This window comes from Brevundimonas olei, assembly GCF_037055245.1.
GTDB lineage: Bacteria > Pseudomonadota > Alphaproteobacteria > Caulobacterales > Caulobacteraceae > Brevundimonas > Brevundimonas olei.
The window spans coordinates 1,458,402-1,478,034 of the sequence record NZ_CP146369.1 but is presented as its reverse complement, the minus strand read 5'-3'; the positions used below and the strand labels follow the sequence as shown (position 1 = coordinate 1,478,034).

19 protein-coding genes are annotated in these 19,633 nt (G+C 68.0%); 12 read left to right on the top strand and 7 right to left on the bottom strand.

What is annotated here, in order from left to right; translation table 11 throughout:
* The first annotated feature begins 1 nt into the window (after position 1).
* The 6 genes from rplI to alr all read left to right on the top strand — a co-directional run bounded on the left by rplI (position 2) and on the right by alr (position 7,214).
* Entirely contained in the window at positions 2-586 is a 585-nt protein-coding gene (gene rplI / locus V8J38_RS07025; RefSeq protein ID WP_291774221.1) for a 50S ribosomal protein L9, read from the top strand.
* Positions 587-1,065: 479 nt separating this feature from the next.
* Positions 1,066-3,510 (top strand): TonB-dependent receptor plug domain-containing protein, encoded by a 2,445-nt coding sequence (locus V8J38_RS07020; protein ID WP_291774218.1) that lies wholly within the window; start codon positions 1,066-1,068, stop codon positions 3,508-3,510.
* Positions 3,511-3,690: 180 nt separating this feature from the next.
* Positions 3,691-4,056 carry a hypothetical protein gene (locus V8J38_RS07015; protein WP_291774216.1) on the top strand — a complete coding sequence of 122 codons (366 nt, stop codon included), beginning with the start codon at positions 3,691-3,693 and terminating at the stop codon, positions 4,054-4,056.
* A gap of 53 nt (positions 4,057-4,109) precedes the next feature.
* The gene (locus V8J38_RS07010; RefSeq protein WP_338578447.1) at positions 4,110-4,511 is read left to right on the top strand and encodes a hypothetical protein; all 402 of its coding nucleotides are present in this window, start codon (positions 4,110-4,112) and stop codon (positions 4,509-4,511) included.
* 93 nt (positions 4,512-4,604) lie between these two features.
* Positions 4,605-6,116: a replicative DNA helicase gene (locus tag V8J38_RS07005; protein ID WP_422388325.1), complete on the top strand. Its 1,512-nt coding sequence runs from the start codon at positions 4,605-4,607 to the stop codon at positions 6,114-6,116.
* 36 nt (positions 6,117-6,152) lie between these two features.
* Entirely contained in the window at positions 6,153-7,214 is a 1,062-nt protein-coding gene (alr, locus tag V8J38_RS07000; RefSeq protein ID WP_422388336.1) for an alanine racemase, read from the top strand.
* A 46-nt stretch (positions 7,215-7,260) separates the two neighbouring features.
* On the opposite strand, the gene V8J38_RS06995 is transcribed toward alr, so the two are convergent.
* Positions 7,261-7,878, bottom strand: a complete 618-nt coding sequence (locus V8J38_RS06995) for a Yip1 family protein (RefSeq protein ID WP_338578445.1) — start codon at positions 7,876-7,878, stop codon at positions 7,261-7,263.
* Between the two features lie 161 nt (positions 7,879-8,039).
* Here V8J38_RS06995 and radA point away from each other — a divergent pair, with 161 nt between their 5' ends.
* From radA to V8J38_RS06965, 6 genes are all read left to right on the top strand, one after another.
* Entirely contained in the window at positions 8,040-9,413 is a 1,374-nt protein-coding gene (radA, locus tag V8J38_RS06990; protein WP_338578444.1) for a DNA repair protein RadA, read from the top strand.
* Between the two features lie 35 nt (positions 9,414-9,448).
* Positions 9,449-9,985: a CvpA family protein gene (locus V8J38_RS06985; RefSeq protein ID WP_291774202.1), complete on the top strand. Its 537-nt coding sequence runs from the start codon at positions 9,449-9,451 to the stop codon at positions 9,983-9,985.
* An 81-nt stretch (positions 9,986-10,066) separates the two neighbouring features.
* Positions 10,067-11,572, top strand: a complete 1,506-nt coding sequence (gene purF / locus V8J38_RS06980) for an amidophosphoribosyltransferase (protein WP_291774200.1) — start codon at positions 10,067-10,069, stop codon at positions 11,570-11,572.
* Positions 11,573-11,578: 6 nt separating this feature from the next.
* Positions 11,579-11,920, top strand: coding sequence for a VOC family protein (locus V8J38_RS06975; RefSeq protein ID WP_291774197.1), 342 nt, complete (start codon positions 11,579-11,581; stop codon positions 11,918-11,920).
* A 38-nt stretch (positions 11,921-11,958) separates the two neighbouring features.
* Complete coding sequence (locus tag V8J38_RS06970) at positions 11,959-12,720, top strand: SDR family NAD(P)-dependent oxidoreductase (protein ID WP_291774195.1); 762 nt, start codon at positions 11,959-11,961, stop codon at positions 12,718-12,720.
* 33 nt (positions 12,721-12,753) lie between these two features.
* Entirely contained in the window at positions 12,754-14,043 is a 1,290-nt protein-coding gene (locus V8J38_RS06965; RefSeq protein ID WP_291774193.1) for an O-antigen ligase family protein, read from the top strand.
* On the opposite strand, the gene V8J38_RS06960 is transcribed toward V8J38_RS06965, so the two are convergent.
* The 6 genes from V8J38_RS06960 to V8J38_RS06935 form a co-directional block, all read right to left on the bottom strand.
* The gene (locus V8J38_RS06960) at positions 14,027-14,377 is read right to left on the bottom strand and encodes a cupredoxin family copper-binding protein (RefSeq protein WP_338578442.1); all 351 of its coding nucleotides are present in this window, start codon (positions 14,375-14,377) and stop codon (positions 14,027-14,029) included. The two genes, V8J38_RS06965 and V8J38_RS06960, sit on opposite strands and share 17 nt — an antisense overlap.
* Positions 14,367-14,912 carry a DUF4142 domain-containing protein gene (locus V8J38_RS06955; RefSeq protein WP_338578441.1) on the bottom strand — a complete coding sequence of 182 codons (546 nt, stop codon included), beginning with the start codon at positions 14,910-14,912 and terminating at the stop codon, positions 14,367-14,369. The genes V8J38_RS06960 and V8J38_RS06955 overlap by 11 nt, the downstream gene beginning before the upstream one ends.
* Positions 14,913-14,966: 54 nt before the next feature.
* Positions 14,967-15,689, bottom strand: a complete 723-nt coding sequence (locus V8J38_RS06950) for an RNA polymerase sigma factor (protein ID WP_338578440.1) — start codon at positions 15,687-15,689, stop codon at positions 14,967-14,969.
* Between the two features lie 66 nt (positions 15,690-15,755).
* A complete protein-coding gene (gene der, locus V8J38_RS06945; RefSeq protein WP_312220436.1) occupies positions 15,756-17,381 on the bottom strand; it encodes a ribosome biogenesis GTPase Der in 1,626 nt (541 codons plus the stop codon).
* A 31-nt stretch (positions 17,382-17,412) separates the two neighbouring features.
* Positions 17,413-18,834 carry a PQQ-like beta-propeller repeat protein gene (locus V8J38_RS06940; protein ID WP_338578439.1) on the bottom strand — a complete coding sequence of 474 codons (1,422 nt, stop codon included), beginning with the start codon at positions 18,832-18,834 and terminating at the stop codon, positions 17,413-17,415.
* Between the two features lie 24 nt (positions 18,835-18,858).
* Positions 18,859-19,632 (bottom strand): tetratricopeptide repeat protein, encoded by a 774-nt coding sequence (locus tag V8J38_RS06935; protein ID WP_291774183.1) that lies wholly within the window; start codon positions 19,630-19,632, stop codon positions 18,859-18,861.
* Between the last annotated feature and the right edge of the window lies 1 nt (position 19,633).

Genomic DNA, 19,633 nt, shown 5'->3' with positions numbered 1-19,633 from the left:
GATGAAGGTCGTTCTGCTGGAACGCGTCGAGAACCTCGGCGCCATCGGCGACGTCGTCACCGTCAAGGACGGCTTCGCCCGTAACTTCCTCCTGCCGCGCGACAAGGCGCGTCGGGCCACGGAAGCCAACCTGAAGGCCTTCGAAATCGAGCGCGCCGCCATCGAGGCCCGCAACGAGAAGAACAAGGCCGAGTCGCAGAAGATCGCCGACAAGATCGACGGTCAGAGCTACGTCATGATCCGTCAGGCCGGCGAAACCGGCCAACTGTACGGTTCGGTCGCCGGTCGCGACGTCGCTGAGGCCGTCCGCGCCGAAGGCGGCAAGGTCGAGCGCTCGCAGGTCGTCCTGAACACGGCGATCAAGACGCTGGGCGTCCACGAGGTGCTGGTTCGCCTGCACCCCGAGGTCTCGGCCACGGTCAAGATCAACATCGCCCGTTCGGCCGACGAAGCCGAGCGTCAGGCCAAGGGCGAGGACGTGATCCGCAGCCAGTTCGACGACGAGCGTCAAGCTGCTGATCAGGCCGCTCAGGAGCTGCTGGAAGGCGGCGCCGGCCAACAGGAAGGCTTCGGCGACGAAGCCTGATCCTGTCGCTTCGGCGAGATGATCGAGGGGCGCTTCCGCAAGGAAGCGCCCCTTTTTCTTGGCTGAATTCATATTGAGTGTCAGCGATTTCCCTCCCCGCAGAGGCGGGGGAAATCGGACCAGCCCCCAATGTGAGTAAAGCCTTTGTCTTGCGCCCAAACGCTCGCCTCCAACAGGACGGAAGCGTTTCCGACCCTTAGCTTTTCTAAGCAACCAGCGAAGTAATCTCGATACCCGACGCCGCCTTCGCGCCGCAGTATCGCCGCGTCTCGTCACAATCGACGCGCCGGAGTCGCCATGCCTCTAGTCCAGCCCAGCCCGACCGGGGAGCCGCATTCGTCGGCCGCTCCCCGTCGCCAATGTGACTGATTTCGGCCCTTCGGAAACTTCTCGTTAGCCTTACCGACGCAGGCTTGAACCGTCGCGCTTTCAGTATGCGGCGCATTCCCCGCGTCCAACCAGAAAAGCTGATCTCTCTCATGCCCATCGTTTCGTTACGTCGCCCTGCCCTTCTTGCTGCTGCGTCCGGCGCCGCCCTTCTGATCGCCGGCGCCGCCCAGGCCCAGAGCGCGCCCGACAGCGCCACCTCGGTGGAAGACATCGTCGTCACCGGCACCCGCGTCGCCAACCGCACCCGTCTGGACACGGTCGCGCCTGTCGATGTCGTCACTGCCGAAGCGCTGGAACAGCGCGGCACGACCGAACTGGCGGCTCAGCTGGCGGCGACGGTTCCGGCCCTGAACTTCCCCCGCCCGTCGGCGACCGACGGCACGGACTCCATCCGCCCGGCCACCCTGCGCGGTCAGGGGCCGGACCAAACCCTGGTCCTGGTCAACGGCCTGCGCCGTCACCAGACCGCCCTGGTCAACCTGAACGGTTCGGTCGGTCGCGGCTCGTCGGCGGTCGACCTCAACGCCATCCCCTCCTCCGCCGTCGAGCGGATCGAGGTGCTGCGCGACGGCGCCGCGGCCCAATACGGGTCTGACGCCATCGCCGGGGTCATCAACCTGCGCCTGCGCGAAGCCCGCGAAGGCGGCGGCGCCAGCGTGACTTACGGCTCCTATGTCACCGACTTCAACGGCTTCTATGGCCGCGAGGGCGACATCCGCGACGGCGACACCGTCACTGTCTCTGCCTGGCAGGGCTTCGGCCTGGGCCAGGACGGCTTCCTGACCGCCTCGGTGGAATACCGCGACCGCGACAGCACGAACCGCTCCGACATCAATCCGACGTTGGGGCGGATCACCGGCGGACAGGGCGACGCCGAGGTGGAGGACATCTCAGCCTATCTGAACGCGGGTCTGCCGCTGGGCAATGGCTGGGAGGCCTATGGTTGGGCCGGTTATCAGCAGCGTGACGCCTCGGCGGCCGCCTTCTATCGCACTCCGACGGACAACGCCCAGAACCCGGACTACGGCTCAGGGCGCAAATACCCGAACGGCTATCTGCCCTACATCCTGACCGACACCACCGACTGGACCGCCGCAGGCGGGCTCCGTGGGCAGGCGGGCGGCTGGGATATCGACGTCAATCTGGGATACGGCTCGAACAAGATCGACTTCGGCGCCGAAAATACGATGAACCCAACCTATGGGATCGACGGCCAGACGTCGTTCGACGCCGGTTCGCTGGAATACAGCCAGCTGGTATTCGGCGCCGACGCTTCGCGCCAGTTCGATCTTGGCTGGGCCGGCCCGCTGAACGTCGCCTTCGGTCTGGAAGCGCGTCGCGAAACCTACAAGATCGGCGCGGGCGAAGAAGCCTCCTATGCCCGGGGCCCCATCCTGACGGCCGGCGGCACGACGCTGAACTGGGGCTCGCGCGGCTTCACCGGTTTCACGCCCAACAACGAAGTCGATGAAGATCGCAGCAACGTCGGCGTCTATCTGGATCTGGAAGGCGAGGTCATCGAGAACCTGACCCTGTCGGGCGCTCTGCGTTACGAAAACTATTCAGACTTCGGCGACAACGTCTCGGGCAAGATCGCGGGCCGCTACGACTTCAACCCGCACTTCGCCATCCGCGGCGCCGTCTCGACCGGCTTCCGCGCCCCCAGCCTGCAACAGCAGTATTACACCCAGACCGCCGTCCTCTACATCAACAACGTCCCTTATGAGACCGGTACCTATCCGTCGATCAGCGACGTGGGTCTGGCGCTGGGCGGCACGGCGCTCGAGGCCGAAACCTCGGTCAACTATTCGCTGGGCTTCGTCGTGCGCAATGGCCCGTTCGAGCTGACGGCCGACGCCTATCGCATCGACATCGACGACCGGATCATCCTGTCCGAGACCCTGACCGGCGACGCCAACGCCGCCGTCGGCAGCAACGCCAAGACTATCTTCGACCTGCTAACGCCCTATGGCGCCACGGCGGCGCGCTTCTTCATCAACGGGGTCGATACCGAGACGACCGGCCTGGACGTTGTGGCCCGCTACCGCGCCGAAACCGCAGTCGGTCACCGTCTGGACTTCACCCTCGCGGGCAACGTCAACGACTTCAAGGTGACCAAGACGCCGATGACGCAGACCGGCATCCTGCCGACGCCGACCTCCCTGTTCGGGCGTCAGGCGGTCACGCGCTTTGAAGAAGGCACGCCGCCGTGGAAGGTCGTCTTCCAGACGGATTGGGAGGCTCAGCGTCTGGGCGGCACCTTCCGCCTGACCGGCTATGGCGACGTCCTGGCCGCCGGCGCGACCGAAGCGACAGACCTGCAACTGGGTGACGCCCTGGTGGCCGATGTCGAGGCGCGTTACCGCTTCAATGACCGGGTCACCGTCTCGATCGGCGCGGACAACATCCTGGACCAGTATCCGCGCCAGAGCCTCCGGGAGAACAACACGACCGGAGCCTTCCCCTTCTCCAACTTCTCGCCCTACGGTTTCAACGGCCGGTTCGTTTATGGGCGACTGGCGGTGAAGTGGTGATGGGTCCGCTGCGCGCTTGAGGGCTTCCTCCCAGCCATTAAGCGCGTCCTTGTCGCCGGGCGCGGCGCGCGTCGCCGCCGCCGCCGCGCCCGGCGAACACTCAAAACGGAACGGCGTTCATCGGTCATAATTCGATCGCCATCCGCAAGCTAGGCTTCGGCGTCAGACGAGAGGGAAGCCATGAAAGCCGCTACGTTCGCCGTCGTCCTAGCGTTGTCAGCCCTGCCCAGCGCAGCGGCGGCCATGACGGTTCAGGAGTTCCTGACCACGGCCGACGGCATACCTCGCAATCCGACCGCCCTTCTGCGCTCGGACACGCGCCGGCTGATGAACGAGATGAAGGCGGCGTTCAAGACAATCCGAGACGAGCAGGCGGCCGCCCGCGCCGCCGGTCGTCGTCCGGCCACCTGCGTGCCGGACAAGGTCAGCGTGAACACCGGCGAGATTCTAGGCCGCTTCAGCAGCATCCCGCCCCAGCGGCGCGGCATCTCCGTGACCCAGGCGGTGCGCGAATGGATGGCCGAGGCGCATCCGTGTCCCGCGTGATCCTGAACCGCCAGACCTTGCGAAGCCGGCTTCACGAGAGCATCTAGTCCCCCATGTCGCGTTCCGTTCATGCTCTTTTCGCCGCGCCGCTGGGCGCCCTGACCCTGCTCGCCTCGGCGCCGCTGGCCCAGGCCCAGTCGGCCGAGATGACCGTCCAGCAGTTCCTGACGATCGGCCAGAACATCCCGCGCAACCGCGCCGTGGCCATGATGCGCCCTGACACGCGCCGTCTGATCCGCGAAGTCACGGGCGCCGTCAGCACGGTCAAGGCCGAGCAGGCCTCGGCCGTCTCCGCCGGCCGCACCCCGGCGCACTGCATTCCCACCTCCGGCACCGGCATCACGCCCGAGACCCTGGTGGCGCGCTTCGAGACCATGCCCGAGGCGCGACGCCGCATCACCGTAACCCAGGCCGTGCGCGACTGGATGGCCGAGCGCTATCCCTGTCGCGGCTGAGGCGCGCCTCCCCAGAGCATCCACAGGCCCAACGGCCACTTGTCCACCCCTATGAGCGTCCGCCCCTGACGCAGCGCGCGCGGATGTTTCACCATGGCCACGATGAACGCCGCCTTCGCTCCGATGCCCTTTGACGCCAACGACGCCGTGCAGGTGTCGTCCATGCCCCACAATCTGGAGGCGGAGCAGGCCCTTCTGGGCTCGCTGATGTTCGACAACGCCGTGTTCGAACGCCTGTCGGACCGACTGCGCGGCAGCCATTTCTACGAACCCTTCCACCAGCGCCTGTTCGATGCGGTCGAGGACCACATCCGCCAGGGCCTGCTGGCCGAGCCGACCATTCTGATGGAGCGGTTCAAGCAGGATCCGGCGTTTCAGGAGTTCGGCGGCCTGCGTTACCTCGCCGATCTGGTGGACCGGGCGCCGCCCGCCGCCAACGCCCCCGACTACGCTCGCGTCGTCTATGACCTCGCGCTGCGCCGCGACCTGATCCGCATCGGCGGCGAGATCATCAAGGAGGCGCCCAACCCCGAGACGCCCGCCGACGAACAGATCGAACAGGCCGAGCAGACGCTCTATTCCCTGGCCGAGACGGGCAAGCCGTCGTCGGGCTTCGTCAGCTTCTCCCACGCCCTGTCCGGCGCGGTCGAGATGGCGGGCGAGGCCTATCAGCGCGAGGGCAAGCTGGCCGGTCTGGCCACTCGTCTGGACGACCTGGACCAGAAGCTGGGCGGCCTGCACCCCTCCGACCTTCTGATCCTCGCGGGCCGTCCCTCGATGGGCAAGACGGCGTTGGCCACCAACATCGCCTTCAACGTCGCGCGCAACTACCGCTGGGAGCCGACGCCGGACGGCGGGCGCAAGACCGTCGACGGCGGCGTCGTCGCCTTTTACTCGCTGGAAATGAGCGCCGAACAGCTGGCCATGCGTATCCTGGCCGATGCGTCGGGCGTGTCCTCGGACAAACTGCGCAAGGGCGAGATCGACGCCTCGGACTTCGGCAAGATCCGCGACGCCGCCATCGAGATCGGCGAAAGCCCGCTCTACATCGACGCCACCGGCGGCCTGTCCATCTCGAAGCTGGCGGCGCGCGCGCGACGGCTGAAGCGGATGGAGCACGGCCTCGACCTGATCGTGGTCGACTACCTCCAACTGGTGACGACCGGTGAAAACAGCCAGAAGAACCGGGTGCAGGAGGTCTCCGAAATCACCGGCGGCCTGAAGGCGCTGGCCAAGGAGCTGAACGTCCCCATCATCGCCCTGTCGCAGCTGTCGCGTCAGGTCGAGCAGCGCGACGACAAGCGGCCGCAACTATCCGACCTGCGGGAATCCGGCTCGATCGAGCAGGACGCCGACTGCGTCATGTTCGTCTATCGCGAAAGCTACTACCTCGGCCGCGCCGAGCCGCGCGAAGGCACCGAAGAACACCTGAAGTGGCAGGAAGACATGGACCGCCTGCAGCACCAGGCCGAAGTTGTCATCGGCAAACAGCGTCACGGCCCCATCGGCATCGTCAAGCTGGCGTTCGATTCCAACACCACCCGCTTCGGCAACCTGGCCCACGACGGCCGCTACGGCGGCGCCTATGCGGATATTCCTGAGTAGGCCGTCAAAGCGGTGGCGCCGCCTGAGCTGCGGATTATAACCGACGCCATGACCTCCCCCGTCCTCGCTCCCGCCGTCCTTAACGTCGATCTGGACGCGCTCACCCGCAACTATCGCACCCTGGGCGCCGTCAGCGGCGCGCCGGTCAATCCGGTCGTGAAGGCCGACGGCTACGGCCTCGGCGCCGCCGCCTTGACCAAGCGTCTGATGGCCGAAGGCGCGCGCACCTTCTTCGTCGCTCGCGCGGCCGAGGGCGTGCGTCTGCGCGAGGCGATCGGGTCCGAGCCGGTCATCTATATTCTGGACGGTTGCCACGGCGACGGGGCCGCCTTGCTCAAGGCCTCGAACCTGCGGCCCGTCATCAACCACCCGACCCAGCTTCAGACCTGGCAGGCGGCGGGCGGCGGCGCCTGCGCACTGCAGATCGATACCGGCATGAACCGGCTGGGCTTCCGCGTCGAGGACGCGCCCGAACCGTTCGAGGGCCTCGAACTGGTGATGACCCACCTGGCCTGCGCCGACGAACCGTCCAACCCGCTGAACCGCGCTCAGCGCGACGCCTATGCGGCGGCGGTCCAACGCTATCCGGGCGTGACGCGCTCCTTCGCCAACTCGGGCGGCTGCTTCCTGGGGCCGGACTTCGCCTTCGACGTGGTGCGGCCGGGCATCTGCCTGTACGGCGGCGGGCCGGAAGGCCGTCCGCACGAGAAGATCGCGCCTGTCGCCAGTCTGATCGCCCAGGCGGTGCAGGTGCGCGACGTGCCCGCAGGCGAAACCGTCGGCTATTCGCAAGGCTACAGGGCGGAGCGGCCGATGCGCGTGGCGACCGTCGGCGCCGGCTACGCCGACGGCGTGCTGCGCTCCTACAGCCCCAAGGGACAGGTCTTCATCGCAGGCGAGATGCGGCCGATCATCGGCCGGGTGTCGATGGACGTGCTGGCGGTCGATGTGACCGGCCTGGACGTCAAGGCGGGCGATCCGGTGGAGATCTTCGGCGCCAACCGCCTGATCGACGACGCGGCGGCGGCGGCGGGCACCATCAGCTATGAGTTGCTGACCTCGATCACGCCGCGCGTGCCGCGCGTCTACAAGGGCTGAAAGACAAAGGGCTGAGGCGCTCGGCCTTAGCCCTTCTCTTTGAGGCTTAGCTCAGGGCGAACGCCGCCGCGCCTGCGCCGACGATAACGAAGCTGGCGATCACCGCGCCGACGATGGCGAAGACGATGGCGTTCAGGATGATGGCCGCGACCACCACGACGATGGTGTAGCCCAGCGCCTTGTCGGCGGCGGTCTTCATCAGCGTCGGCAGGCCCAGATACATCAGATAGAAGCCATAGAGGCCGATCAGCCCGGCCAGCCAACCCAGCGTCGGAATAATGTTCAGCACGCCCGCGACCCACATCGGGGTCATGGAATAGACGGCGACCTGCATCGCCTTCACCGGGTTCTTGGTCCCACCGAAGGTCGGCGCCAGTGCGTCGATGATCAGGCCCAGCACATAGACGCTGACCAGGCTCAGCACATAGCTGAGCGCCCCGCCCAGCAGCGGCCCGACCAGGCCGCGATGACCAAAGGCGATCTGGCCCACAATGGTCGCCACCGCCGGAATGGCGGCCAGAATGACGGCGTAGCTGGTGAACAGCCCCTTGATGCTGGCGCTTTCGGCGTCGATCACCGGCCATTCGAACTTCGGCCGGGTCAGGATGTATTTGACCCGCGAGACGAGCGAGGGGTCGACGGCGGGAGGATTTTCCAGGGTCATTCGTTAGCCTTCTGGGCGATTGAGTCGGATCACGGCCTTATCATGTCAGAATGACGGCTGTGTGGATGCTGACGCAACCCCGCAGTCTCACTATGACAATTTCGGACGCACCTTGTTTCGTCCCGCCTGCTCTCGCCTGTCTGATCTGCTAGGTCTGAGCCATGGCGCGCGACTCTCTTCTCTTCGTCTGCAAATCCTGCGGAGCGGTTCATTCCAAATGGGCCGGGCAGTGCTCGGCCTGCGGCGAGTGGAACGCCCTGGTCGAGGAATCCAAGGCCGCCCCGCCGGGCGCCATGAAGCCCGCCTCGACCGCGCGCGGACGCGGGGTGCAGTTCGAGACGCTTCAGTCAGACACGCCTGAACCCCCGCGCATCGTCACCGGCGTGACCGAGTTCGACCGCGTCTGCGGCGGCGGCGTGGTGCCCGGCTCGGCCATCCTGCTGGGCGGCGACCCCGGCGTCGGCAAGTCGACCCTGCTGCTGGAGGTCACAGCCAAGGCGGCGCGCAACGGCGCCAAGGTCGCCTATATCTCGGGCGAAGAGGCGATCGAGCAGATCCGCGCCCGCGCCAAACGCATGGGCGTGGCCGACGCGGACGTGGCGCTGGCCTCCGCCACCGCCCTGCGCGACATCCTGACGACGCTGAAGCGCGACCCGTTCGACATCGTCATCATCGATTCCATCCAGACCCTATGGAGCGACGCGCACGACGCCGGCCCCGGCTCCATCACCCAGGTGCGTGCCTGCGCCGCCGAACTGGTGCGGCTGGCCAAGAACGGCGGCCCCGCCATCGTCCTGGTCGGGCACGTCACCAAGGACGGCCAGATCGCCGGGCCGCGCGTGGTCGAGCATATGGTCGACGCCGTCCTCAGCTTCGAGGGCGAGCGCGGCTATCCCTTCCGCATCCTGCGCGCAGGCAAGAACCGTTTCGGCGCCACCGACGAGATCGGCGTGTTCGAGATGGGCGATTCCGGCCTGCGCGAAGTGCCCAACCCCTCCGCCCTGTTCCTGGGCGAAGGCAAGGACCGGGCGCCCGGCGCCGCCGTCTTCGCCGGGATCGAGGGATCGCGCCCCGTTCTGGTGGAAATACAGGCTCTTGTCGCGCCTTCTGCATACGGTACACCAAGACGCGCCGTCGTAGGCTGGGACTCCGGTCGCCTGGCCATGCTGCTGGCGGTGCTGGAGGCGCGCTGCGGTCTGGGGTTCGGCGACAAGGATGTCTATCTGAACGTCGCGGGCGGGATGCGGATCAATGAGCCCGCCGCCGATCTGGCCGCCGCCGCCGCCCTGATCTCCTCGGCGCTGGACATGCCCCTGCCGCAGGGCTGCGTCGTCTTCGGCGAGATCGGCCTGTCGGGCGAGGTCCGCGCCGTCGGCCGCGCCGAGGCCCGTCTGCGCGAGGCCAAGAAGCTGGGCTTCGAGCGCGCCCTCGCGCCGCCACAAGCCAATGGCAAGGTGAAGAAGGGCGATGTCGCCCTGACCGTCGTCACCCGCCTGACCGACGCGGTCGAGCGAATCTCCCAGAACCGCTACTAAGGCGCGTTCCCCAACGCATTGAGGCCGCAGCGCGCGTGACCGGCTACGACGTCTTCGTGATCCTGGCCCTGCTGGCCTCGGGCGCCGCCGGATGGTTCCGGGGCGGCATGCGCGAGATCACGGCCCTGTTCAGCTTCCTGCTGGCGGCGCTGCTGGCGCTGATCACCCTGCCGTGGACGGCGCCGATCGGGCGCGATCTGGTCGATCCGGACTGGGCCGGTTCGGTGCTGGCCGTGGGGCTGGTCTTCGTCATCCTCTACTTCGGCCTGCGTTTCCTCGGTTCGGCCATTTCGCAGGGCGCGCGCGGCCATGCGCTGGGCGTGCTGGACCAAACGCTGGGCCTGGCGGTCGGCCTGATCCGCGCCCTGGCCCTGATCGGGGCGGTGCATCTGGTCATCATGGGCGCCATGCAGGACAACCCGCCGCGCTGGCTGTCCGAAGCCGCCACCGCACCGGTCAGCGAAGGCGCCGCTCGGGCCATCCAGATCGTGCTGCCGACCCTTGGGAAGGGCGCCGACGCCCTGACTCCCGTGGTCGGTTCTTCCGTCCGCGAAGGGTTTTCCGACCAATGAGCCTTGCCCCCGACGCATTCGCGGACTACGTGCGCGGCGCCGTCCTTTGAGTTATCCTTTCCCGGTCATCGGAGCCTGACGATGCGCCACCATATCGCCGAACCCGTCGTTCACCGTGAGCACTGGCGTGAGCCGGAGGACGATCAGCTGCGCCTGGAGTGCGGCGTCTGCGGCGTCTGGGGCGCCCCCGAGAACGAAGCCTCCTCCATCGTCGCGCTTGGCCTGCACGCCCTGCAGCATCGCGGCCAGGAAGCCTGCGGCATCGCCAGCGTCCACGACGAGCGCTTCTACACGGAACGGCACCAGGGCCTGGTCGGCGAGGCCTTCGGCAACGCGGCGCTGAACGAGCGGCTGCCGGGCCGGGCCGCCATCGGCCACACCCGCTACTCCACCGCCGGCGGCAGCTTCCTGCGCAACATCCAGCCGATGTTCGCCGATCTGGACCAGGGCGGCATCGCCATCGCCCACAACGGCAACCTGACCAATTTCAAATACCTGCACGCGCAACTTGTGCAGGAAGGCGCGATCTTCCAATCGACCTCGGACTCCGAGGCCATCCTCCACCTGATCGCCCGCAGCCGTAAGGCCAAGATCGTCGACCGCTTCATCGACGCCCTGAGCCGCATCGAGGGCGGCTACGCCCTGGTGGCCCAGACCCGTTTCAAGATGATCGGCGCGCGCGATCCGCTGGGCATCCGCCCCCTGGTGCTGGGCAAGGTCGGCGAGGCCTGGGTGCTGGCGTCCGAGACCTGCGCGCTTGACCTGATCGGCGCCACCTTCGTGCGCGACGTCGAGCACGGCGAGGTCGTGGTCATCGACGACGAAGGCCTGACCTCGATCAAGCCCTTCGCCGCGCGGGCCGCCCGCCCCTGCCTGTTCGAATACGTCTACTTCGCCCGCCCCGACTCGGTCGTGAACGGCCTGTCCGTCTACGACGTCCGCAAGGAGATGGGCCGCCGCCTGGCGCGCGAGCACGTGGTCGAGGCCGACGTCGTGGTGCCGGTGCCCGACTCGGGCGTTCCCGCCGCCCTCGGCTACGCCCAGGAAAGCGGCCTGCCCTATGAAATGGGCATCATCCGCAGCCACTATCTGGGCCGCACCTTCATCCAGCCCAGCCAGGGCGCCCGTCAGAAGGGCGTGCGGATGAAGCACAGCCCCAATCGCGCCGCCCTGGAAGGCAAGCGCGTCGTGCTGATCGACGATTCCATCGTGCGCGGCACCACCTCGCTGAAGCTGGTCCGCGCCGTGCGCGCGGCGGGCGCCAAGGAGGTTCACCTGCGCTCGGCCAGCCCGCAGATTCTCTATCCCGACTTCTACGGCATCGACATGCCCGAACGGTCGCAGCTGATGGCCGCCACCCACAGCATGGAAGAGATGCGCGCCGTGCTGGAGGTCGATTCCCTCGGCTTCCTGTCCATCGACGGCCTGTACGACGCCCTGGGCGCTGGACCGCGCAACGCCGCCAATCCGCAGTATACCGACCACTACTTCACCGGCGACTATCCGACCCGCCTGCTGGACCGTGAGATCGAGGAAGGCGGCCGCGATCCGCGCGGGAAGCAACTTTCTCTGCTGGTGACCGCTTAAGGCTGGATGATCCAGCTCGGCTACTTCACGCTCGACACCCCTGACGTCGACAAGGCCCGCGCCTTCTACGCGGGCCTGTTCGGCTGGCGCTTCGACGATGCCTCGTCCAGCCCGACCTACGCCCATGTGGTCGACTCCGATCCCGCCTTCGGCATCACCAAGGGCGAGCAAAAGGCCTTTCCCAACCTCTACTTCCGCGTGGACGACATCCACGCCGCCTGCGCCCGTGTGAATGAACTCGGCGGTCGCTGCGCCGTCCCGGCGGAAAGCCCGTCGGGCCTGTCGGCCGTCGTCAGCGACGACCAGGGCGTCAGCTTCAGCCTGTGGCAGGCCGCGCCGGGCTACTGAGCCTTTCGCCGAACGCCCGGCCGCGCTATCAGCGGGCCATGTCCGAACACGCTTCCCTCCCCCTCGCCAACCGCGTCGCCCTGGTCGTCGGCGCCTCGCGCGGCATCGGCCGCGAGGCCGCCCTGGCCCTGGCAAAGGCCGGCGCCCACGTCATCGCCGCCGCGCGCACCCAAGGCGCCCTGGAAGAGTTGGACGACGAAATCTTCGCCGCCACGGGCCAGCACGCCAGCCTGGTCCCGTTCGATCTGGTGGACGGCGGCGCCATCGACCGCCTCGGCGGCGCCCTGTTCCAGCGCTACGGCAAGCTGGACATCTGGGTTCAAGCGGCCGCCACCATGGGCCCGTCGGGCCTGACCCCGGTCGCCCACGCCGAGCCGCGCGAGTTCGCCAAGGTCGAGAAGATCAACTTCACCGGCGTCTACCGCCTGATCCGCTCGCTGGAGCCGCTGCTGCGCGCCTCTGACGCCGGTCGCGCCATCCACCTGACCACCAGCGTGGCCAGCCAGCCGCGCGCCTTCTGGGGCATGTACGCCGCGACCAAGGCCGGCGCCGAGGCCCTGGTCAAATGCTGGGCCGATGAGATCGAGAGCACGCCGGTGCGCGTCTCCATCGTCGATCCCGGCCGAATGCGGACGCAGTTGCGCGCCCAGGCCTTTCCGGGTGAAGATCCCGGCGTTCTGCCACATCCTTCCGAGATCGGTCCCCTGATCGTCGAACTGGCCCGCCCTGATTTCACACCGCCTCTGACGGTCAGCTTCAAGGAATGGAAGCACGGCCTGTCGGCGGACGCCCTCGTCTAACCCGCCATGCAGGGGGGGGATCAGGCGTCAGCGATGCGGAGCCGGGCGCCCCTGCCCGTTTCTCCGGCCGCCTCTCGGGCCGCCCCCCTGATCCGCGCGGCGCCGCTGGCCGACATCGTGGCGTTCGCGACCTCGGTCGGCCTGATCCTGACCTATGTCAGTTTCTGGGGCGCCCCGCTGACCAACTACGGCGCGCGGTCGGCCGACTTCCTCAGGAACTTCTACTACCCCGCCTATCTGATGGCCCTCGTGCTGGTCTGCATGAGGCCCGACCGCGCGGTCCGGGGCATGGCGCGCTCTCCCCTGCTGATCGCCCTTCTGCTGCTGACGGCGGCGACCTATTTCTGGTCGATCATGCCAGATCTGACGGCGCGGCGGATTCCAGCCCTGCTGTTCACCACCCTGGGCGGCGTCGCCCTGGCTTCCCGGTGGAGTTGGCGGACCTTGACGGAAATCGTGGCCGGAACGCTCGGCGCCCTAGCCGTCATTTCCTTCCTGCTCGGCGCGCTGCTGCCCGACTTCGGCCGGATGCAGGAGATTTTCCCCGGCGCCTGGCGCGGTCTCTGGCTCGAGAAGAACGGCCTCGGCCATGTCATGGTCCAGACCACCATCTTCCTGCTGGCCGCCGGAATCATGGTTCCCGAACGGCGCAAGCTCTGGTTCGGCCTGGCGGTCGTATCGATGGCCCTGGTCATTCTGTCGACCTCGAAGACCGCCTTGCTGGTGCTGCTGCTGTCGCTCAGCGCCATGGGCTTCGTGGCCGTGGTGAAGTCCGGCCCGTTACGCGCCATCATCGCCACCTGGCTGGCGGTCGTGGTCGTCATCGGCGCAGGCCTGCTGATCGCGACCGAGACGGACGTGGTGCTGGAGCTTCTGGGCAAGGACGCCACCCTGACCGGGCGCACCGAGATCTGGTCCGGCATCATGGAGCAGATGTCCGACCACCCCTGGCGCGGCTTCGGCTACGGCGCCGTATGGGACGACCCCAGCTTCACCGGCCCCAAGGCCTGGATCGGGCATCAGGCCCACTTCCTGCCGGCCAACGCCCACAGCGGCTGGCTCGAGATCTACATCGCCCTGGGCCTGGGCGGCGTGATCCTGTTCGCCCTGTGGCTGGTGCAGATCTGGGCGCAGTCCCTGTGGGCCGCCTACGCCAGTCCCGGCGGCTGGCTGGCCCTGCCGATGATGGTGTCCTTCACCTTCACCATGCTCAGCGAAAGCATCGCCATGAACTGGCACGAACTGCGCTGGGTCATCGTGGTCGCCCTGGCGCTGAAACTCGTGCTGGGCGACGAGCCGGAACAGGCTAGACCCCCACGCTGATCTCGCCGCGCATCGCCGGGTGATAGCGGCAGTAGTAGGGAACGGCGCCGGCCCGGCTCATCACCGCCGACGCCGAAGCCCCCGGCGGAAGATCCAGGTTGAAAGCCCCGTTCCGCGCCGTCGCCGTATGTCGAACGATGTCCCGGTTGGTCCAGGTGATCGTATCGCCGACCTTCACGCCCGACGGCGGCGCTCCGAAGGCCATCTTGTCGATCACGACGACATGTCGCCGCCCGGCGGCGCGAGCCGGCCAGGCTACGGCGAGGGTCAGGATTGCGGCCGACGCCAGAACCTCGCGCCGAGAGCGCTCGCCCTTCCCCTGATCAACGGACATGACGGGCCAACTGCTCGGCGTGGGCCTGATGCTCCTGGAACAGCGCCAGACCGCGTTCCAGCAAGGCCTTCAGTTCAGCGTTGCGCGCGCCGGGGATCAGTGTCCCGCGCAGGGCTTCATTGACCGTGCGGTGAAAAGCGACCTCATTGTCGATATAGGCCTTGTCGAAGGCCATGCCCGACAGCCCCGCCAGCCTCTCCCGCTCGCGCGCCGCCGCCTCGGTCAGGGCGGTCGAGGTCGCATTGGCCTCGGGCATCACGTTCAGCTTCTTCACCAGGGCCATGGCCTGCTCGTTCACCGCCGCGTGGTCGCGCTTCATGGTCTCTGCGAAGGCGCGGACCTCGGCATTGGTCGATTTGGCCAGCGTCTGATCCGCCGCCTCTATGTCCAACTGCCCCGCCGTATAGGCGATGTGCGCGATCTGGGGATCGCTGGGCTGGGCGGCGGGCGCCGACGCCTGCGGATGGCTTTGGGCCTGAGCCGCCGATAACGGCGCCAACGCCAGGGCTCCAACCACGAAAAGACTCTTGAACATGGCTCGGTCTCCTCTGTCGCGGCGGCCATGCGCCGCCGTCGGGACATTGGAGCATCAGCCCCCGGATAAAGTTCCCGTTTCCGGTTTCGCCGGCTGCACGCGCGCCAGCCGGGCCAGCACTCGATCCGACATTCGGCGGCAACGGGCGCCCAGAAACGGGAAGGCGCCGATCAAACAGGCCGACACCCGCTCATCCAGCGCCTGACGCAACAGGCGACGCGCGCGATGCAGTCGGGTCTTCACCGTCTCGGGCTTGAGTCCCAGGCCCGCCGCCGTCTCCTCGATCGAGCACCCCTCGATGTCGCGCATGATGAAGACGGCGCGAAAGGCGGGCGGCAGGTCGTCCACCGCCTGTTCGATCAGGCGGCGGATCTGGCTTCGGGCCGCATCGCTCTCCGGCCCAGCGTCGAACGCCGCGCCGGGAAACAGGATGATCTCGCCCGTCGTCGTCTGCGCCGTCTCCACCGCCTCCAGCGCCGCGAAGAGGCGGCGTCGGCGCAGGCGGCCGCGCGCCTCGTTCAGCACGATCCGGGTCAGCCAGGTGACGATGTCCGCTTCGCCGCGAAATCGGCCGATGCCCAGGAAGGCGCGCACATAGGCGTCCTGCAGCGCGTCCTCGGCCTCGCTCTCATCGTGCAGGACCGCCCGGGCGACGCGGAACAGCCGCTGGTTGGCCCGCTGCATGATGGCGCGGAAGGCCTCGGGGTCGCCGCCCTGCGCCCGTCCGACCAGGTCGGGCGTCGTCAGGGCGACATAGTCGATGCGCGCGTGCTTCATGACCCTTCATCCGCCTCCTGCGCCTCAACTGACGCCAAAAGCCGGGCAAAGGTTCCCGTCAGGGAATCAGCGCTTGGCGCCGCCCTTCTGTCCCGTGCGGACGCGGCCCGAGCGCGACACCTGGCGGGCGCCGCCGCGCGCGCCCTTGCCGACGAAGGCGTTGGTCCCCGACTTCTTCGACGCGCTGGCCTTCAGCCCGCCCAGGGGCTTCACCTTGGGCTTGATGCCGGCCTTGGCCTTCTGCTCCAGCGCCTTGCCGGGCAGGTTGGACAGCTTCTCTTCCTTCTCGGCCTTCAGCACGCGGCGCGGCGCGGTCTTGGCGTCGCCCTTGAAGCGCTCCGGCCCCGACTTGGCCCCGCCGTCGGCATAGGGGTTGGCCGAGCCCGACTTGACCGTCAGGCGGATCGGCGTGCCCGGCAAGTCGAAGCTCTCGCGGATCGAGTTGATCAGATAGCGCTTGTAGTGGTCCGGCATGGCCGAGGCGCGGCTGGCGAACAGCACGAACGTCGGAGGACGCGCCTTGGTCTGCGCCACATACTTCGGCTTGATGCGCTTGCCGTCCACGGCGGGCGGCGGGTGCCTCTGGGTCGCCAGCGACAGCCAGTCGTTCAGGTCGCGGGTCTTCACCTTCACCGACCAGGTGTCATAGGCCTGAAGCACGGCCGGCATCAGACGCTCGACGCCGCGTCCGTTGAACGAGGACAGGGCCACGAAGGGCGAACCGCGCAGCTGCGGCAGCTTGTCGTCAGCCAGGCGCTTCAGCTCGGCCAGACGCGACTGCGGCTCTTCCTCCAGGTCCCATTTGGCGGCGACATAGACCAGCGCCCGCCCTTCCCGCTCGACCAGATCGGCCAGTTGCAGGTCCTGGGTGTCGAAGGCGTCGTCCTTGTCCATCACCATGATCACCACCTCGGCGAAGGTGATGGCGCGGATGGTGTCGGCGACCGACAGCTTTTCCAGCTTCTCCTGAACGCGAGCCTTGCGGCGCATCCCGGCGGTGTCGATCAGGCGGATGTTGCGGCCTTCCCAGACCCAGTCCACCGAGATGGAGTCGCGCGTGATCCCGGCTTCGGGTCCGGTCAGCAGGCGATCATCGCCGATCAGGCGGTTGATCAGGGTCGACTTGCCCGCGTTCGGGCGGCCGATGACCGCAATGCGGATCGGTTTTTCCGGCTCGTCGACTTCCTCGATGAAGATGTCTTCCGAGGCGGCCAGGATCGCCTGATACAGGTCGGCCATGCCCTCGCCGTGCTCGGCCGAGATCGGCACCGGTTCGCCGAAGCCCAGGCCGTGAGCCTCGCCCACGCCGCCGCCGCTCTCGCGGCTTTCGGACTTGTTGGCCAGCAGGACGACGGGCTTGTGCACCTTGCGCAGGCGGTCAGCGAAGATGCGGTCCAGCGAGGTCACGCCTTCGCGCGCGTCCATCATGAACAGGATCAGGTCCGCGTCCTCGATCGCCGCCTCGGTCTGCTCCCGCATCCGGGCTTCCAGGCTTTCGTCGGTGACGTCCTCATACCCCGCGGTGTCGATCAGGGTCAGATCCATGTCGCCGATCACGCCGTCGGCGTAGCGGCGGTCGCGGGTCACGCCGGGGCGATCATCGACCAGCGCAAGGCGCTTACCGACGAGACGATTGAACAGTGTCGACTTGCCCACGTTGGGGCGGCCGACGATGGCGACCTTCAGAGCCATGTCGGCCTTCTAGCTTAAATCGGTGAAAAGGTCAGCGGATGCTGACCAGCTGGCCCTTGTCGGTCAGGACATAGAGGGCGCCGTTGTAGGCGGCCGGGGCGATATAGGCGGCCGAACCCAGCTTCAGACTGCCGGTCTGCGCGCCCGTCTTCGGATCAAAGGCCACGGCCTCGCCGTCCGAGTTGACCAGCACCAGGCGGTTCGACGCCAGGATCGGGCCGGACCAGACCGGACGCACGGTGCGCTTGCCGAAGCCCAGGAAGCCGCCTTCCTTGCGGACACGGCCCTCGTTCAGGTCGCGGGTCCAGTAGACCTGGCCCGTCTCGCGGTTGACCACGGTCAGCTCGCCTGCCTGGGACACGACATAGACGACGTCGCCGACCGGCAGGGGCTGGTTCACCCCGACGATGGGCAGGGACCACTTCGGCTGGCCGCTGCGCAGGTCCATGACCTGCAGCACGCCCGACTGGCTGATGGCGTAGACCTGGCCGCGGCTGACGACCGGACGACCGGCGATGTCGCGCAGTTCCGACAGGGCGCTGGTGCGGCTGGTGCGCGACAGCACCTGCTCCCACACCGGCTGGCCGTTGGTCGCCTGCAGGGCCACGATCTGACCCGAGGAGAAGGGCGCCACCACCGTGCCGCCGCTGACCGCCGGGCTGGAGGCGCGCATGATGCGGGCCGGCTCGGTGATGCCGCGATAGGACCAGTCCTGCTGGCCGTTGGCCACGTTGAAGGCCATCAACTGGTTGTCGACGTCGACGACATAGACCCGCTGGCCCGACACCGTCGGCGCGCCGTGAATCGGCAGATCGACCGGCGTGCGCCACAGCTCGGCGCCCGTATTGGCGTCGAACGCCGTCATGACGCGATAGCCGGACGAGACGAAGACCTTGCCGCCGCTGACGGCGATGCCGCCGCCGAAGCCGCCGCCGCCCGAACCGCCGCCCAGGCCGATGCCCGGGAAGCGGCGGCCGCGATCGGCCTCGTCGACCTTGACGCTGGCCTTCCACAGCACGGCGCCCGTGCCGGCGTCCACGGCGGTCACGCCCGCCTCGCCGTCCATGACGAAGATCTTGCCGTCCTCGGCCACCACCGGGGACATGACCTGACGGTCCTTCGCCGATCCGGCGCCGATATCGCGACGCCAGGCGACGGCGAAGTCCGGCGCGGCGATGACGTGCTCGACGGCGTTCTCGGCGTTGCCGCCGGGCTGGCTCCAGGCCGTCGCCGCCTGCGGACCCGGCAGGAAGAAGTCACGGCCGGACAGGGCCGCCGACGGGGCCAGCTGCTGCTCGAACTCCAGAATGGAGATGCGCTGCCCTTCGGTCGCCGTCGCAACCGGCTCCTTGTCTCCGCCCAGACCGAACGGCAGGGCGTTGCGCACCGTCCCGCACGAGGCGACGGTCAGGGCCAGACCGCTCAACAGGGCGACTTTAAGGATTTTGGTCATGGTTGGCGTCCCGAGGGAGTCAAATCAGGGAGCAGGCGTCGCGGCCGGCGCTTGAGCCGGGGCCGCAGCCTCGGCCGGAGCAGCGGCGGCGGCCTGGCCGGGCGTCGGCGTCGGCAGGGCCGCAGCGGCCTTGACGATGGCGGCCAGGTTGGCGGCCGTGCCCGTGTCGACGGCCTGAACGGCGGCCTGGGCGCGCTGGCGAACCGGGTCCGGCACGTCCTGGCCGAGTTGCAGCTGCACGAACGTCTGGCGCGCCTCGGCGGTCTTGCCGTGCTGCAGCTGAGCCATGGCGAGAGCCTCCTGGGCGAAGGCCGACATCGGGCGCTTCTCGCCGGTCAGCGGCTCCAGGCGCTTCTGGACGTCCTCCAGCGAGGCCGTGTCCATCACCAGGAAGACCGCCTTCAGCGCCGCGATGTCCGACAGGATGGGGTCCCGCGTCGCCTTGGCCGCTTCATCCAGCAGGGCGACGGCGTCGGCCGTCTTGTTCTCGGCCTGGGCCAGACCGGCTTCCTGCATCAGGGCCAGGGCCTTGTAGCCGCCGCCGGCCTTGGCCGACTCGGCGAAGGCGGTCCGGGCTTCGGCGGTCTTGCCTTCCTGCAGGGCGTCGATGCCCTGCTGATAGGCGGCCGAGGCCTTGTCGGCCTGCGAACTCACATAGGACTGCCAGCCCCACCAGGCGAGGGCGGCGACCAGAGCCACGGCCAGCAGGCCGCCCAGAACCGGCAGCCAGGTGCGAGCCAGACGCTTATAGCGTTCGGAGCGAAGCTCCTCCTCGACCTGTTCGAAGACATCAACCACG